Annotated in this window: 10 protein-coding genes; 6 read left to right on the forward strand and 4 right to left on the reverse strand. The window is 45.2% G+C overall.

Annotated elements, in window-relative coordinates:
* Nucleotides 1-112 precede the first annotated feature (112 nt).
* The 3 genes from ALT761_RS01990 (at nt 113) to ALT761_RS02000 (ending at nt 5291) form a co-directional block, all read left to right on the forward strand.
* A complete protein-coding gene (locus ALT761_RS01990) occupies nt 113-1267 on the forward strand; it encodes an efflux RND transporter periplasmic adaptor subunit (RefSeq protein WP_129735988.1) in 1155 nt (384 codons plus the stop codon).
* Nucleotides 1264-4410 carry an efflux RND transporter permease subunit gene (locus ALT761_RS01995; protein ID WP_129735990.1) on the forward strand — a complete coding sequence of 1049 codons (3147 nt, stop codon included), beginning with the start codon at nt 1264-1266 and terminating at the stop codon, nt 4408-4410. The genes ALT761_RS01990 and ALT761_RS01995 overlap by 4 nt, the downstream gene beginning before the upstream one ends.
* Nucleotides 4411-4595: 185 nt before the next feature.
* On the forward strand, nt 4596-5291 hold the full coding sequence (locus tag ALT761_RS02000; RefSeq protein WP_129735992.1) for a DUF2982 domain-containing protein: 696 nt from the start codon (nt 4596-4598) through the stop codon (nt 5289-5291).
* 11 nt (nt 5292-5302) lie between these two features.
* Here ALT761_RS02000 and ALT761_RS02005 read toward each other — a convergent pair whose 3' ends face one another.
* The gene (locus ALT761_RS02005; RefSeq protein ID WP_129735994.1) at nt 5303-8434 is read right to left on the reverse strand and encodes a hybrid sensor histidine kinase/response regulator; all 3132 of its coding nucleotides are present in this window, start codon (nt 8432-8434) and stop codon (nt 5303-5305) included.
* Nucleotides 8435-8728: 294 nt separating this feature from the next.
* Here ALT761_RS02005 and parC point away from each other — a divergent pair, with 294 nt between their 5' ends.
* Genes parC through ALT761_RS02020 form a run of 3 tightly spaced genes read left to right on the forward strand, consistent with a single transcriptional unit; the run spans nt 8729 to nt 13807 of the window.
* Entirely contained in the window at nt 8729-11035 is a 2307-nt protein-coding gene (gene parC, locus ALT761_RS02010; RefSeq protein WP_129735996.1) for a DNA topoisomerase IV subunit A, read from the forward strand.
* 60 nt (nt 11036-11095) lie between these two features.
* Nucleotides 11096-11632 carry a heme NO-binding domain-containing protein gene (locus ALT761_RS02015; protein WP_013785682.1) on the forward strand — a complete coding sequence of 179 codons (537 nt, stop codon included), beginning with the start codon at nt 11096-11098 and terminating at the stop codon, nt 11630-11632.
* A 3-nt stretch (nt 11633-11635) separates the two neighbouring features.
* Complete coding sequence (locus ALT761_RS02020; RefSeq protein WP_129735998.1) at nt 11636-13807, forward strand: putative bifunctional diguanylate cyclase/phosphodiesterase; 2172 nt, start codon at nt 11636-11638, stop codon at nt 13805-13807.
* Nucleotides 13808-13883: 76 nt separating this feature from the next.
* Here the strand turns inward: ALT761_RS02020 and ALT761_RS02025 are convergent, their stop codons facing one another.
* Genes ALT761_RS02025 through astA form a run of 3 tightly spaced genes read right to left on the reverse strand, consistent with a single transcriptional unit; the run spans nt 13884 to nt 17271 of the window.
* The gene (locus tag ALT761_RS02025; protein ID WP_129736000.1) at nt 13884-14690 is read right to left on the reverse strand and encodes a DUF1338 domain-containing protein; all 807 of its coding nucleotides are present in this window, start codon (nt 14688-14690) and stop codon (nt 13884-13886) included.
* A 57-nt stretch (nt 14691-14747) separates the two neighbouring features.
* The gene (gene astD / locus ALT761_RS02030; protein WP_013785679.1) at nt 14748-16217 is read right to left on the reverse strand and encodes a succinylglutamate-semialdehyde dehydrogenase; all 1470 of its coding nucleotides are present in this window, start codon (nt 16215-16217) and stop codon (nt 14748-14750) included.
* A 16-nt stretch (nt 16218-16233) separates the two neighbouring features.
* Nucleotides 16234-17271 carry an arginine N-succinyltransferase gene (astA, locus tag ALT761_RS02035; RefSeq protein WP_013785678.1) on the reverse strand — a complete coding sequence of 346 codons (1038 nt, stop codon included), beginning with the start codon at nt 17269-17271 and terminating at the stop codon, nt 16234-16236.
* Between the last annotated feature and the right edge of the window lie 7 nt (nt 17272-17278).

Genomic DNA, 17278 nt, shown 5'->3' on the forward strand with positions numbered 1-17278 from the left:
CACTTAAATTTTAATATCAAACTAGACGGTCTAGTATTTATAATCTAGCATAGTAAAAATAGTATACCAAATATGCCTAGGCGAATAAGCCTGCAGAAGCAAGGAAAATGAAATGACAATTGAGTCTACTGAACAAGGAAAAGGGGCATCGACAGCATTGTATGCTGCTATCGCTATCTTCGTTGTTGGATTAACGCTTCTGCTGTTTGCTGCCGGGCTTAATGGCGCGACACAAAAACTTGCTGAGCATCCACCTACTGCGGTTTCAACTAAGCGAGTCACGCTACAAAACGGTTTTGAAATGCCGGTAAAAATTTATGGACTCATTGAATCTCCCAAAGCGGCGGATGTGTCTTTTGATACCAGTGGCCAAGTCATGGCAATTTTCGCTGATGAAGGCGATAGGGTTCAAAAAGGTGATGTACTCGCGAAGCTAGACAATGACAGGTTGTCTGCGCGTCTTGTGGAATTAAACGCAACGTTAGAACGTACCCGTGCAGATTTAACGTTAGCAGAGCTCAGTGAAAAACGGGTGACTGTGCTGGTAGAGAAAAAACTAGAATCGTCGCAACGTTTAGATGAAGTGAAAGCCAATACGGCTGCAGCGAGCGCACAGGTAAAAGAAATTGAAGCGAGTATTGAAAGTTTAGATGTAGAGCAAACTAAAACAGCATTGCTCGCGCCTTTTTCAGGCACAATCAGTGCGCGTTACTTTGATGAAGGTAGTGTTGTCGCTGCAGGGGCTGCTTTGCTTAGTCTTACCAGCGATGCCCCTTTACAAGCCCGCTTTGCGGTGCCAGCGGATATGGTTTCTCTATTTCGTGTAGGTGAAAAGGTAGCCCTGAATGTTGATGCGTTAAATATTGAAGCGATGGTGAGCCAACTTTCTCCTGTACGCAACAGACAAACCCGTACTGTTGATATTCTGGTTAATTTATCGAGGAATGCTGGCTTAAGACCGGGCGATCTTGCCACCTTGATAGGGCAACGTCACGGCGATAGCAACGGCAGTTGGATACCTGCTAGTGCACTTAGCAATGGTTTACGAGGGCTATGGCGCGTGTTCGTAGTGTCAGAGCAAGAAGGGCTTACCCTTGAAAGTAGAACCGTTGAAGTTATTTATACCGACGGTGAGCGTGCCTTTGTACGCGGCGCATTAAGCGAAGGCGACCGCTTAGTCACAAGTGGAACGCATAAGCTATCGCCAGGGCAAGCGGTTAAATTGAGTGAGGGTGATGTGAATAGCGCTGATGGAGCAACGCGATGAACCCTATGCTATTTGATACCGATAAAAAATATCCATGGTATACCTTATTCTACCGACGACCTCACTTACTCGTTTTAAGCTTAGTGATATTGCTCGTTGCGGGTATGTCTGCGTTAGGTAATTTACCGCGCTTAGAAGACCCTAGAATTGATACCCGAAATGCCCTTGTGATCACGTCCTACCCAGGGGCTTCGGCTGAACGGGTGGAAGCGCTTGTCAGTGATGTAATAGAAGATAAGCTACGAGAAATCTTTGAAATAAAGGAAGTTAAATCTACCTCAAGAGCTGGTATTTCAGTCATTAATATTGAAACCCAAGATTGGATTGATAGCAGCAGTAACGAACAGTTATTCAGTGAAATACGAGACGCTATAGGCGAAGCATCAGCAGGTTTCCCAGAAGGCGCAGGTTCGCCTATATTCGATGAAAAGCGCGGTGCCACTGCATTTACATTATTGTTGGCATTAAAAGCGTCGCACCCTGATACCACATCACTTACTCTTACGGGGCGTTTAGCGGAAGAACTCACCGATAGACTTCGGAATGTACATGGCACCGAGTTAGTACGTATTTATGGTGCCCCCGAAGAAGAAATTAGCGTAAGTATCTCCCCTGATAAACTCGCTGCAACTGGCCTAAACCTTGGGCAAGTAAGCAATATTATTAGTAACGCAGATCCCAAACTTCCTGCAGGTGTGCTGGACACTGAAAGCACAAATTTACGCTTCACTGTCGCGAAAGGGTTGGATGGAGTGGCGATGGTGTCTGCTATTCCGTTGGTTAATCAAGATGGTCGTTATTTACGTGTAGAAGACGTTGCAACGGTATCCCGTGGGTATGTGACCCCTCGTTCTGACATTGGCGTGCTTGACGGAGAAGAAGTTATCTTCGTTGCTGCCCGTATGCAAACCTCGCTACGTGCCGATGTGTGGACCAACGATGCGTTAACCGTGGTTGATAGTTTCAATCGGGAATTTAAAGGCACGGTAACAGCCGACATTGCTTTTGAGCAAAATAAATATACCGGCAATCGCTTAGCCGAACTATCAGGCAACCTATTAATGGGTTGTGCGGTAGTCATGTTAGTTATATTACTCTTTATGGGTTTTAAAGCGTCTTGGATAGTGGGGTTGGCGCTTCCGTTATGTGCGTCTTTTGCGTTGTTCTCTCTTAACTTTTACAACGAGCAAATTCACCAAATGTCCATCTTCGGCATGATCATCGCTATCGGACTATTAATCGATAACGCCATTGTTATTACCGATGAAATTAGGATCAATTTGCAAGACCCATCAGCCACTCGGGTTGGTGCAATGGCCAAAAGTGTTTCTCACCTTTTCGCGCCTTTATTGGCCTCTACACTTACCACCATATTGGGCTTCATGCCTATTTTCCTGCTAAACGGCAACATTGGGGATTTTGTTGGGCCTATTGCTATTAGCGTGGTGATGGCACTAATCGGCTCGTTGTTTATATCGTTGACAGTAATAGCGGCATTAGCCGCTCGCTTTCTGCCTAAAGGTGAACAAGCTGAAAATATGGCGAATAAACATTGGTGGCAAGTGGGGTTACAAGCCCCTAAATTAAGCCAAGCGTTTCGCGTACATTTAGCCGCGTGGATTGCTCGACCGATTTTAGTCCTACCCCTAGTGCTTGTGTTTTGTATCTCTGGTTTTGTGCTTTCAGGCACGTTGGCAAACGTATTTTTCCCCAGCGCAGATAGAGATCAGTTCGAAGTTTATATGTGGACGAAAGAGGGTAGTAGCATAGGTAATACCCTTGCTTACACCCACAAAGTCGACAATGTTATTCGCGAAAGCGAAGGGGTTAAACAGGTGACATGGTTAGTAGGAGGTTCTGCTCCCTCAGTATATTACAACCAAATCATGACACGTGATAATTTACCCAACTTTTCCAACGCCGTTGTTACAACGCATACGGTAGAAGAGGCGGCCAAATTAATTGGCCGTTTGCAACATCATCTTGATGATACCTTCCCTGAAGTTCAAATTGTGGTGCGTGCATTTGGACAAGGTCCGCCTATTGCTGCGCCGGTAGAAGTAGAAATTTTCGGGCCCGATTTAGACATATTGAATGAATTAGGTCAGCAAGTTCGATTTTTAATGTCATCAGTGCCCGGTATTTCCCAATCTACAGCCAGTATCACCATGGGGGAGCCACAACTTAATGTAGATGCCTCAAGCGATACATTGTCTTACCTTGGCTTGAGCCTTTCCGATTTAGCGAGTCAGATGCAAATTAACTTTTCAGGGCTTGCTGGTGGTTCAGTTTTGGAAAGCACCGAAGAAATTCCTGTGCGCGTAAGATTATCAGATAGTTTCCGACAAGATGTGGCGGGCATAAGCTCCATGCCTATTCCGGTGGCAGGAGACAGTTCGGCAAATAGCGCTATAAACTGGTCGTCGTTAGGGGCAGTGGCTTCGTTAACATTAGCACCGTCTATCAGCAGTATTACTCGACAAGATGGCGAGCGGGTCAATCGTATTCAGGCTTACCTTTTGCCGAATGTGCCCCCGGTTGATGCCAGTAACACGTTAAGACAGAAGCTAAACGACAGCTTAGTGTTGCCAGAAGGGTATCGTATTCACCTTGCAGGTGATGCAGATGAACAACAACGGGCAATGGGGCAGTTAGGGACTTATGCACCGGTGCTCCTTGTACTCATGCTGACTACTCTCATTCTAACCTTTACGAGCTTGCGTATGGCGGGGGTGATTGTATTGGTAGCTATACTGTCAGTAGGGCTTGGCATGTTTAGTTTATGGTTATCGGGCTTACCGATTGGCTTTAACCCTTTATTAGGCTCTGCGGGGTTAATCGGGGTTGCGATAAATGGCTCCATTGTGGTTATTGCGGCGATAAATGCAAACGCAGAGGCTAAGCATGGGAATATCTCAGCTATCGTGCAAGAAACCATGGGGTGTAGTCGACACATTCTTTCCACCACCTTTACCACGGTGGGTGGGTTAATCCCGTTATTGCTTTTCAGTGAAGGAAGCTTCTGGCCGCCTCTTGCTGTTGTGCTGGCCGGTGGTGTGGGTTTTTCTGTCATATTATCGTTAGTGTTTACCCCCACCTTGGTGGCAGCATTTCAGCGATACCGCTATCGACATATGGCCTAACAACACGCGTTATAAACAGGTAAACTGTATTTATTATTAATCTGTTTGCCTGCTTATGCGTAAAAATCAGAATAAACAAAATGCGCCAACACGCCATTTTAGCTGGTGGAAGACAGACTGTGTCGTCTGCCAGCGTATTCGACTTTATGTGCTGTGGGCCTTAATTATGGTGGTTGTGTACCTGTATGTCTGGCAATAGTCCTGAACCTATTCTTATTCGAGCCGCGTCAAAGAGTAATGGCATAACCAGTATTGTTATTGGTTGTGCAGGGCTAGTGTTTGCAGCGCTTTGGTTTGTATTGCTCCCTGATTGGCTTTTCCTTGCGGGTATTCTGATCACCAGTGCCGCATTAGTTACCTTGCTGGTGGGCTATTTTAAAATTCGAGAGCCTGAATTCAGCCTAGAAATGACCACAGAGGTAATTACCTATCGCCACCGGTTGGGCAGTTGGCGAATACATTGGGAAAACCTACAACGGGCAGACTGCCCTAGAGTACGACAAGGTTTAGATCATGTAGGGCTTGAAACCGTAGGCTTCAAATTAAAAGACTATACCGAGTTTCTCTCCAGTATATCGCCACGTTTAGCCACCCATTTGCTTATGGAACAGCGACCATTGTTGCTGCATAACACCAATGAAGGGTGTGCAACGGGAAGTTGCTACGAAGAGTCTATGTTCGATGACAATCATTTCACGTTGAACAATGGCACGGTACTCACTGGGGTAAAAGCGATGTTGGCAAACCGTATGGCAGAGCTTCGCAAGCGCCTAGGCTATGACGTGTTTATTGCTACCTCTGACATAGATAGAACCCCAGAAGAATTTGCTGCGCTCATTTCTCAATGCCAAGCCGCCCGCAGAACCAATAACGTCCAATAACCCAGGTTAAGCTAGCCTGTGCGCGTCTGCCCTTCAGAGCAGACTCGCTCAATTTCATCAAGTAACAACGGCAGATTCTCAGCAACTAGAAAATGTTGCCCTAGTTTAAGGGCGCTTTCGAGCTCATCTGCCAAGCTTTGCAATCGCGGGGCGCCTATATAACAGCATGCCCCGTGTAACTTATGAATTTCGAGTTTAAGCTCTGCGTAGTCTTTTTTATTCCACAGCGCCTTCAAGGTCATTAGCATCTCTGGCGCCATAGTAATAAAGTCTTCAAGTAATTCTTTTGCTGCTTCATGGTTCTGGTGTGCGCGTTTTAGCGCAAGCTGCCAGTCTAAGGAAGGAAGTAATATGTGCCCAGGCTCAGCTGCATGGCACCACGAACGAATAAGGTCTACTAGAGAACCTATCTCAATGGGTTTGGGCAAATAGTCATCCATGCCCGAAGCGAGTAATCTTTCTTGCTCTTCTTTAAAGGCATGGGCGGTTACCGCAATAATAGGTGTGCCCATGTTCAGCGTCGTTTTTCTTATCGCTCGAGACGCTTGAAGCCCATCCATAATAGGCATTTGAACATCCATTAATATCAAGTCGAACTCTTGGGTTTGGCACTGATTAACCGCGTCTTCGCCACTGGTTGTGGTCACTAATGATATAGGTGAGTTATCAAGCCAGGTATGCAGTAACTTGAGGTTCATATCCATATCATCCACGGCTAGAATTCTTGCCGGTGGAAGGGAATTCAACTTATCTTGAAGCGGATTTCTTGGCACCGCTTTCTTATTATTCACTAAGCCATCGAGCTTACTTAGCGTCATCGGCATGCGTATTTGAGTATGAAAGTGCTGAGACAAACTTGGGTATTGAGTAAAAGGCTCTGGGCCTGAATACCAAAGCACGCGCTTGGTGGCATTAAACTGTACAAAGCGGCTTAAGAACTCATCCCGCTTGTCCATTTTTGATACCGGCACTGTTGCCATAAAGAAATCAGTGGAAGATGACTGTAGCGATAGTCTGGAAAGGTAATCAACGGATTCAACCGTGGTTACGTTAGCACCCAGTTGCTTCAACATAGAGGCGCTGGCACGGCGGGTAGCCGGAATGGGGTCGAAGATAACCACATTTTTTCCATGCCATTCGGTATCAGCACTCAATGCATATTTCTGGCTTAAGTGATTGGTTCTAAGGGTAACCACAAAGGTGGAACCTTGTCTTGGCGTACTTTTGAGGGTTAAGTCGCCTCGCATGAGTCGAACTAGCTCTCGACTAATAACCAAGCCTAATCCTGTCCCTTGGTAGTTTCGGTTTATCGAGTCATCTACTTGAGAAAAAGCATTAAAGAGTTTCTTTCTGTCCTGCCGGTTTATACCGATACCCGTATCTTCAACGGTGATTTCAATTTCATGAATTCCGTGCAACAGCGGGCGGCCTTTAACTGCCAGGGTAATCGTACCGGAAGGGGTAAATTTTAAGGCGTTGCCAAGCAGGTTGTTCAAAATTTGCTTTATTCTGAACACATCACCTATTAACTTTTCTGGCAAGGGCGCTAGGTCGAAAACAAATTCTAACTTTTTAGAGTGGGAGGACTTCGCCATAATTGTCACCATTTCTTCCAATAAAGTATTGGGTGAAAATGGTTGGTTGTTGATTTGTAGCTTACCGGCTTCAATCTTAGAGAAGTCTAAAACATCGTTCACTATAGTCAGCAAGTTATCAGCGGCAGTATTGATAATTCGCACTTGCTCTTGTTGATCAGACGGCAAAGAGGCATGGGTGAGTTCTCGGCTAAACCCTAGAATACCGTTAAGAGGCGTACGTATTTCATGGCTCATATTGGCAAGAAATTGCGATTTCACATTACTGGCTTTAATTGCGTCTTTACGGGCAATATCTAAGCGCGCATTTTGCTCTTCAATGAGTTCCATATTATTGCGTAAGTCATCGGTGGCTTGCTCAACCTCATGCTCAAGTTGGCTTCTACTTTTTTCCATTAGCGCGAATGAAAACAGTCCAGACTCTAAGAACACACCCACTTGGAAACAGTAAGTGGTGAAGTCGTTTGAGGGGAGTACGCCAATTAAACTTAGCATGCCAATAATGGCACCTGATGCCAGCATTCCCCAAGCAAATATAAAGTATCGGGCAGGTTGGAAGCGGTTAATGAAGGCTTCTATACCGGCAAATATATAACTACAAATTGCGATTAGACCCACACCGTACACCAGATTATTCTTCCAGATTGAGGGAAGCACACCTAGAAAACAAACTACCCCAATAACTATTTGTACTGCCAATAACAAAACAATGACAGGATGTGCAGCCTTGGCGTTCTTTTTGGTCTCAAGAAAGCTCACGGTAAATAACCCGGATGAGATACCTATGATCACAAATATCAGTTCGGTGTGGCCAACAAGCCAATAGGGTATTCCCCCAGAAAACAGCAGGTGGATATGGCCGCCCCAAATAAATTGCCAAAGTATAACGGCGCATATATAGCCCACATAGGCAATAAGACTGCGCTCGTGAACCCCGAAATACAGCACAAGGTTATAGACCGCCAGTATCAGCAACCCCCCGTAAAACAAACCCCACATTAGGCTGTCCATTTGGAACGAACTGCTATGAACTGGCTCAGGTTGCACGCTTAGTGGCGTAATAAGACTTGATGATTGGCTTTCAACACGTATGAATAAATCTACCCGCTCAGCGTTGGACAGCTTTACCCGTAATGTAGGAATGCGAAAAATTTGTTCTTTTTGAGATTTACCCTGATGGCTTTGCTGCAATACTTCTCCATTTTTAACCAAATAAAAGTCGACTTTATCGAGTTGGCTAAAATTGATGGAAAATACCCAGTTCTCTTGGTTTGATACGTTGGAAAATGACGTCAATAACCACATTCCTTTGTCTCTAAATCCAAAGTTGGGGTTACTATAGGGATGCATTCGAAAGTCGCTGCGCCGTCTACTCACATCGTTTATTGTAAGTGGCAGATTGGTTTCGTATAAATAGTACAGGGAGTCGGAGAGGTCTAAAGAAGCATCTTCATCGAAAAGTTGCTCAATGTGCTGAGCGTGTGTTGATTGAGGGGCGATAAGCCAAAATAATGCGCACAACAGTGTAAAAAATCGAAACAAATACATCCTGAATAGCTTCTTAATCTTCTTCTATTCTTATTAAACCACTCTGGCGGACAATTGTACAAAAGATTGAAGCATTTACGTCTATCGCTATACTGAGTTAACCTGATAGTGATTATTGCACTAGCCCCTAGTTTGCCCCACAATAGAAACATTGAAGGCTTAAGAAAAAGTCCTATTTTGTGGTTAAACACTTCCACATAAACACGCCGTTCGTTAACGCTGCTACCTGTTTAAATAAACTAAATGCTTGGCATTAACGCTGTATTGTGAAAATAACAAAACGAAAAAATTATCATGAGCGACGAGATTATTATTAACCGCGACGGTGTAGAACAACTGCCTTTAAGGCGCTTTACCGAAGACGCTTACTTAAACTATTCCATGTACGTCATCATGGACCGTGCCCTACCTCATATTGCTGACGGCCTAAAGCCCGTACAACGACGCATTATATACGCCATGTCTGACTTGGGACTGAGCGCTAATGCTAAGTACAAAAAATCAGCTAGAACGGTAGGGGATGTATTAGGTAAGTTTCATCCTCATGGAGATTCCGCGTGTTATGAAGCCATGGTATTGATGGCGCAGCCCTTTTCTTATCGCTACCCCTTGGTAGATGGGCAAGGAAACTGGGGAGCACCAGATGACCCTAAATCTTTTGCTGCCATGCGATATACCGAGGCTAAACTTTCTCGTTTTTCAGAAGTTTTATTGGATGAATTAGGTCAAGGCACCGTCGATTGGACCCCCAATTTCGATGGCACATTAGAAGAGCCTTGTGTGCTACCCGCTCGTTTGCCACATATCTTGCTTAATGGCGTTACCGGTATTGCTGTGGGTATGGCAACAGATATTCCACCACATAATGTGCGTGAATTGGCTTATGCCTGTGCCATGTTGCTCGACAATAGCAAAGCAGAGCTTAGCGATGTGCTAGAGCACGTTAATGGGCCAGATTATCCTACCGAAGCTGAAGTTATTACGCCTAAAGCTGATATTCGTAAACTGTATGAAACTGGCCGCGGCTCAATTAAAATGCGTGCGGTGTTCCACGAAGAAAATGGCGATATTGTTGTTACTGCGCTGCCTCACCAGGCATCAGGTGGTAAAATTTTAGAGCAAATCGCAGGGCAGATGCAGGCTAAAAAGCTGCCAATGGTTAGCGATTTACGCGACGAGTCAGATCACGAAAACCCTACCCGCTTACTTATTACGCCGCGTTCAAACCGTATCGATACTGCTCAGTTAATGCAGCATTTGTTTGCGACTACCGATTTAGAAAAGAACTATCGCGTAAACCTAAACATGATTGGTTTGGATGGTCGTCCTAAGGTTAAAGATCTTCGTACTATCTTATCTGAATGGTTGGTTTACCGAAAAGAGACAGTTACCCGTCGTCTTCAGTACCGATTAGACAAAGTGCTGGCTCGTTTACATATTTTAGAAGGCTTGCTCATTGCCTTTTTGAATATCGATGAAGTTATCGAGATTATCCGTACCTACGAAAAGCCCAAGCAAGAGTTAATCTCGCGGTTCTCGCTTAGCGATAAGCAGGCAGAAGCAATACTAGAATTAAAGCTTCGTCATTTAGCCAAACTTGAAGAAATGAAAATTAAGGGCGAGCAAGACGAGTTGGCTGCAGAGCGTGACAAACTGCAAACCTTGCTAGGCTCAGATCGCCGCTTAAAAACCCTGATCAAGAAAGAAATTCTCGCCGATGCTGAAAAGTATGGTGATGATAGACGTTCACCTATTGTTGAGCGTGGCGAAGCGAAAGCATTGTCTGAAAAAGAACTCGTGCCAGCTGAATCAGTTACTGTGGTGTTATCAGAAAAAGGGTGGGCACGTTGCGCCAAAGGTTATGACATTGATGCCGAGGGATTAAGCTACAAAGCGGGTGATGGCTATCTATCAAGTGCAGAAGGGAAAAGTAATCAACCTGCGGTATTTATGGATACCTCGGGACGTACTTTCTCCTGTGATGCCCATGGATTGCCATCGGCGAGGAGTCAGGGGGAACCGCTGACAGGGCGTTTTGCATTGGTAGGTGGTGAGTCGTTTGAACACGTTATTATGGCATCCGACGAGGCTAAGTTTTTGGTTGGCTCCGATGCTGGCTACGGCTTCGTAGGCACATTCAAAGATATGGTGAGCAAAAATAAGGCGGGGAAAGCATATCTTTCTTTGCCAAAGGCCGCCAAGGTAATGAAGCCTAAACCTGTCACTAACCCTGAGTCAGATTGGTGTTTAACCATTTCGAACGAAGGGCGTATGTTGCTGTTCCCACTTAAAGACTTGCCAAGCCTAGGTAAAGGAAAAGGGAATAAGCTGATTAATATTCCTGGTGCCAAAGCGCAATCCCGCGAAGAGTTTGTGACTGTATTGGCGGTAGTGCCTGATGGCGCTTCATTAAAAGTGACCGCGGGTAAACGTAATATGACCTTGTCTGCTTCAGATTTAGAACACTATTATGGAGAGCGAGGGCGAAGAGGTAACAAATTACCTCGAGGTTTACAGCGGGTGGATAGTGTTGAAGTGGTGCAAAATCAGAGCGCTTCAAGTGACGATAGTTCAGATGCCCAAGAGAATGATATTTCCTAAACAATGGTTGTCGTTAGGTGTGACTGAACTACACTATTATTAATTGTATAAGGAGACCGTATGTTAGGGTTTGTATTTACTTCGCTCGTAGACATGCTAGAAGAAAAAGTATCGCCTGAATTTGCTGACGAAGTAATTGTTGAAGCTGAGTTAACAAACGATGGAGCCTATACTGCGGTCGGCTATTATCCTTTTGAAGAAATGCAGAAAATATTATCTATCCTTACCGCGAAAACCGGTAAGTCGGTTAATGAACTGCTGTACGATTTTGGGGTTTATCTTTTTGGTAAGCTAGCGGCAGTACATGGCAATGTACTTGCAGACACGAAAGACATTTTACAGTTGCTAGAACACCTTGATGGTGACATTCATGTTCAAGTGCGCAAACTCTATCCAGATGCTGATTTGCCTAGGTTTACCGTTATATCTAGAACCGATAATAGTATGCGCTTGCGCTACTTCTCGGAACGAGAATTGTATCCCCTTGCTGAAGGGTTGATGGATGCAGCCGCTGCGCACTTCGATTGCACGCTAGAACGTGAAACTCATCAAATGTCATTCCCTCACACTTACGAATTTAGTATTCAGGTTGTGTAGCCGGTGGGCGCCGATCTAGATCCTCTAGAGAAAAAACTACGAAGCTTAGAAAGGCGACTTCAACGTGAAAAAACGGCAAGAGAAAATGCAGAATCCTTGCTGTTGCTAAAAGCTGACGAGCTATACAATTCACTCCTTTTCAGTCAGCAATCCCAGAAAAAGTTAGAACTCGCATTATGGGCATCTCAAGAGTCATTTTGGGATTGGCAGGCCAGCCATGACATCATTGATATTCGTGCGTTTACATTAAATTCAGAAAGCGAATCTACCTGGTCCGGAACCCCAATCGACTTAATGGCGTTAGTGCATGAAGACGACTTGGAAAACTTACAATTTCAATGGTCGATGGCGCTTCATGGTGGGCGCGAACGCATAGAACTTTCCTTTCGTATGAGCATACAGGGGCAGTTGCAATGGGTTCGCTTAAGAGGGCGTGTACTTAAGCGGGGCAGTAGTGGTGAAGCCTTACAAATAGTGGGGACCACGAGAGATATAACGCAGCAAAGGGAAGCCGAGCAATCCTTTCAACTCATGGCATCAGCCTTCGCGAATTCTCGCGAACCCATGTTGGTATTATCTCCTAGCTTAAGCATAAACGAATGCAATGAGGCGTTTGTGAAGCTGGTAGGCGCGCCAGATAAGATGGCCTGTATCAATCTAAATCTTAATGATTTGTTGAAGGGTGAAAAGGTAAATACCAATAGCTTAGAGCATAAAAAACAGCTTAGGTTTGAGTCTGTTATTGTACCCAGAGTGGGGGAGCATACCGCGGTTGATATATCCGTATCGGTTTTTGACAATTACCTAGAAGCCTCATCATCGCTTATTGCCACTATGCGGGATATTAGTGAACGCAAACGCAATGAAGCTCGGTTAAAGCAACTTGCCCTGTACGATGAATTAACTGGGCTCAATAATCGCAGCGCCCTGCGTGATATTTTCCAACAACTTTTCGACAGCCACGGCGACTTTTTAGTCGTGTTCATCGACCTTGATGGTTTTAAGGCTATTAATGATACCGCTGGACATGAGAAAGGAGATATTGAGCTTCAGCGAGTTGCTGCATTGCTTACCGCTTCTTTTGGTCCGTTTGGTGATGTGGCGCGGTGGGGAGGCGATGAGTTTATTGCGGTACTTTCAAAACAAAATATTAAATGGGCGGTGGAAAAATCCGAAGCGCTCATTCGGCTCATCGAAGAAGATGTTGTGGTAACTAATAAGGTCGAATTGAAACTTTCTGCAAGTATCGGTATTGCCAAATTTCCCGAACACAATGACAGTATTGAAGGCGTTGTACAATGTGCAGATGCGGCAATGTATCACGCCAAAAAACTTGGTAAAGGCCAAGTGAATGTCTATGAGGATGGGCTTTATGAGAGAATGTCGCAACAGGTCAGTATGGTTAACGACTTGCGTAAAGCTATCGAAAAAAACTTGCTCGATTATTATATTCAAGGCAAGTATGACTTACAGGGCAATTTGAAAGGCGGAGAAGTGCTTTGCAGGTGGATATCTGGTTTGCACGGTGTTGTACCTCCTCTGGTATTTATTCCCATCGCTGAAGCGCACGACTTAGACTGCCAGATTGGCTTGCAAGCGCTGGAAGCCGCATGTGACTATATTGCGATGATGGAAGCGCAGCAAGGAGAGAGCATTCCGCTTTCAATTAATATCAGTGTTAACCAAATGCTAGACACCGATTTCCCCGCCCAAGCCACGAAAATTTGTAATGATAGTTCGGTGCGAACCAACATGATTGAACTTGAACTCACCGAGTCTATTTTTATCCGTGATGAAAAAGCCGCGCTTGCCGCGCTAAATAGTCTGCGTGAAGTTGGCTTCCGCCTTTCACTTGACGATTTTGGCAGTGGCTTTTCTTCCTTAAGTTACCTTCGAAACTTTCATTTTGAAGTCGTTAAAGTGGACAGGAGCTTGGTTAAGGATATCCATAACAACAGTAAAGCGAATGCGCTTTTCTGTGGTTTGGTGGCCATGCTCAATAGGTTGCAGATTGAAATTGTGGTGGAAGGGGTAGAACAGGAGTCTTACTTACCCTTTATGGAAAATGCTGACGTGAACCTCATGCAGGGTTTTTATTTCGATAAACCTATGCCTTATGATCAGTTCCTTGCAAGGCATACAAACTTGTCAGATACGTTCCCTAGCAGAAAATAAAAGGGCTTTCGCCCCTTTACTCATCCCATTTAAACTCTTTGTTGTTCAGACTGCGCCGATTAAACGCATCAAAACGTTAACTGGCGTTAGTGCTTTCAAATATCTTATCTGCGGAAGCTGCCACAAAGCCTTGGTAGCGTTTGCCATTAGGCATGTTATAACGCTGTGCAAATTCGTAGAAACAACTTGGAATGGCAGCGGTCTCGTCAGAGAAATTCACAGGTGCCCGATCGGCCATTGTAGATGACTGCGCTAAGAAGACCTCAGGCCCACCTTTTATTTCGCCGCCAGAGGTGTTTAGCACAAAACCGGCTTCTTTTAAGCGCGTATTTACGTCTGAAAGCTCATCAGTTTGCCCTAAATGATTCACGCTAACCGTGAAGTGATTAGCGCGAAATCCCCATGCCGCTAACCACGCTGCATATTCTGATTCGTTAAGCAGAGCATCGTAATCGGCTTTGCTGATATCCCAGTGACGGCCTGAATAAAGGAAGTTATCAGCAGTCACGACATCGGCATCCATTTGCGCTACAAGCTTTTGAATTATGGCTTGTGCATTGTCAGACAGTTCGTTCACTCTCAACTCGCTGATGAAGACTTTTGGTTTTGTGTCATCAGGGTGCTCGAAATGCTTAGCGGTTAGCTTCTTCGCTTCGAAATTATAATCACCCATTTCGGTATATCCAAGGGCAAGAAAGTGAGCGGCCAATTTTTCAAGCGCGGTTTTATCTACTGCAAAGGTTCTAAAAGCTACATGGTCGTTAACAATGTTATTTGTGCTTTCTTCATCCGCAAGCAGGGCATGAATTTTGTGAGCTGAAGGGGTAATTGCAACATAATCTTCCCACATATTGGCAAAAAGCGTATCGATATTGTTATGCATGGGGTGTGTCCTATAAATAAAGCCGCTATTAATAGCGGCTTTGTCTGTATTGGTTGTTTAAAGTGTTAGGCCTGGGCTTAACTTGCCCGGCAAGGTCACTTTTTCAAGCTCTACCGAGGCGACAGGAAACGCACAGTAGTCGGCGGCATAAAATGCACTGGCGCGATGGTTTCCACTTTCACCAATGCCACCAAACGGTGCTGCACTGCTTGCACCCGTAATAGGGCGGTTCCAGTTAACAATGCCTGCACGAATACGTGCAAAAAAGTAACGGTAGTCTTCTTCGCTATCAGCTAGCAATCCTGCCGATAAGCCAAAGCTGGTATTGTTCGCCTCTTCAATTGCGCTATCAAAGTCGGTGTAGCGAATAACCTTAAGCAATGGGCCGAAGTGCTCTTCATCAGGCAATTCAGACAGCATATCAGTGACATCAATAATACCAGGCGTGGCGAAACCCTTTTGGGTATCAGGCTGTTCTAATCGCAATAACACCTTGCCGCCTAAGGCTTCAAGGTCTTGCTGCGCTTTAACCATAGATGCTGCAGCATTGGCTGAAATCATTGCGCCCATGAAAGGCTGATCTTCTGCGTCATAGTCATCAATTTTGATATTTTTAGTGACTTCAAGAAGGCGAGCTAATGTGGCATCACCTTGTGCATTGGCAGGCAAAAACAAACGGCGCGCACAGGTGCAACGTTGACCCGACGTAATAAAGGCTGACTGCACGATGTCGTGAACCGCACCATCAATATCGGCTACGTCTTTCACAATTAACGGATTATTTCCGCCCATTTCAAGGGCTAAAATTTTACCGGGATGACCCGCAAACTGTTCGTGCAAAATTTTGCCCGTACGTGAACTTCCGGTAAAGAATAACCCATCAATACCATTGTGTGACGCAAGCGCTTTACCGGTTTCAACTTCACCTTGTACTAAATTAAGTACGCCGGCGGGCAAGCCTGCTTGTTCCCATAGCTTAACCATTTCTTCGGCAACCATAGGGGTCAAGTCGCTTGGTTTAAATACCACGGTATTGCCTGCAATAAGCGCAGGTACAATGTGACCATTAGGTAAGTGGCCAGGGAAATTATACGGGCCGAATACGGCTACAACACCATGGGCTTTATGGCGAATGAAGGCTTTACCTACAGGCATAGGGTTTTCCACATTGCCGGTACGTTCGAAATATGCTTTTTCAGAAATAGCGATTTTGCCCATCATAGCGCCCACTTCTGTGGCCGTTTCCCACTCAGGTTTGCCGGTTTCTTTTGCCATCACTTTAGCTAGGTGCGCTTTCGCTTCGCCTAATTTTTCGCCGTAAACCTTAATAATGCTTAAACGTTCTTCAACCGTCAGCATTCCCCATGCAGGGGCAGCGGCACGAGCGGCCTTCACTGCTAAGTCAATTTGGCTAGGGGAGGCTGACTTACCTTCCCAAATAACCTGGTTTTTAGCGGGATCGATTGAGGTTAGGTCGTGACCTTCACCGGTCACCCATTGTCCGTCGATAAAATGTGTATGTAACATATAAAGTGTCCTTCAATTAGTCTCTGAACTTTACAGGTGCAAGACGAACATAGTCGCCCTCTTGCACATTCAGAGCGGCTGCAGCCTGACGCGAAAGCACGGCAATATTTTGCTCTTCGTTAACCCCTATTTCGGTGGCTACCGCGCGAAAGTCTGCAACAGAGGTGTTAATGATGTAGTGGGTTTGGCCTTGTGCCGCCGCCGCGTCATCAATAACAATTGGCATTTTTAAGCTAGACTGTGCCGTTCGGATATGACTGAGATTGGCCTCTACCGTAGGACCTGCATCAAAAATATCGACGTATCCGCGACAACTAAATCCTTCGCCTTCAAGTAACTGCAGAGCGGGGCGTGTTTTGTCATGAACCTGACCAATAACCGCCTGTGCTTCTTTACTTAATAAATTGACGTAAATAGGGTATTTAGGCATCAGTTCTGCAATAAACACCTTATTACCAATACCGGTTAAGTAGTCGGCAGTAGGAAAGTCCATTGAGAAAAAGTGGGTTTCAAGCCATTCCCAAAAAGGCGAACGGCCTTCTTCATCACTTACACCACGCATTTCGGCAATAATAGTTTCAGAGAAGCGTTCACGGTGCTCCATCATAAATAAAAAGCGTACTTTCGATAGAAAACGCCCGTTTATTCCGCCTCGGGCTTGTTCTCTTAAAAACAGCGTACAAATCTCAGTCACGCCCGTGTAGTCATTACAAAAGGTGAGAATTTCAACCGTATTGTGAATGTTTAGCTCGCGAGAGGCATGTACCACTTTACTCAAGTGATAGTGGTAAAACGCATCATCGATACCTACGGCTGCTTCAATACCTGAAGTGCCCACTACTTCGCCGGTGGTCGTATCTTCCATAACAAACAGGTACGACTCATCACCGGGTTGGGTCACGTTAGCTTTGGTGAAAGCTTCTTGCGCACGGTCGACTTTTCTATGCAGCAGATCATCGTTAACTGGCAACGAGGTAAACCCAATACCTGATTCTACTGCAATGTCGTACAAAGCCTGGTAATCAGCTTGTGTAATAGGGCGAATTATATTCATGTTCGCT

Source organism: Alteromonas sp. 76-1 (assembly GCF_900654235.1).
GTDB lineage: Bacteria > Pseudomonadota > Gammaproteobacteria > Enterobacterales > Alteromonadaceae > Alteromonas > Alteromonas naphthalenivorans.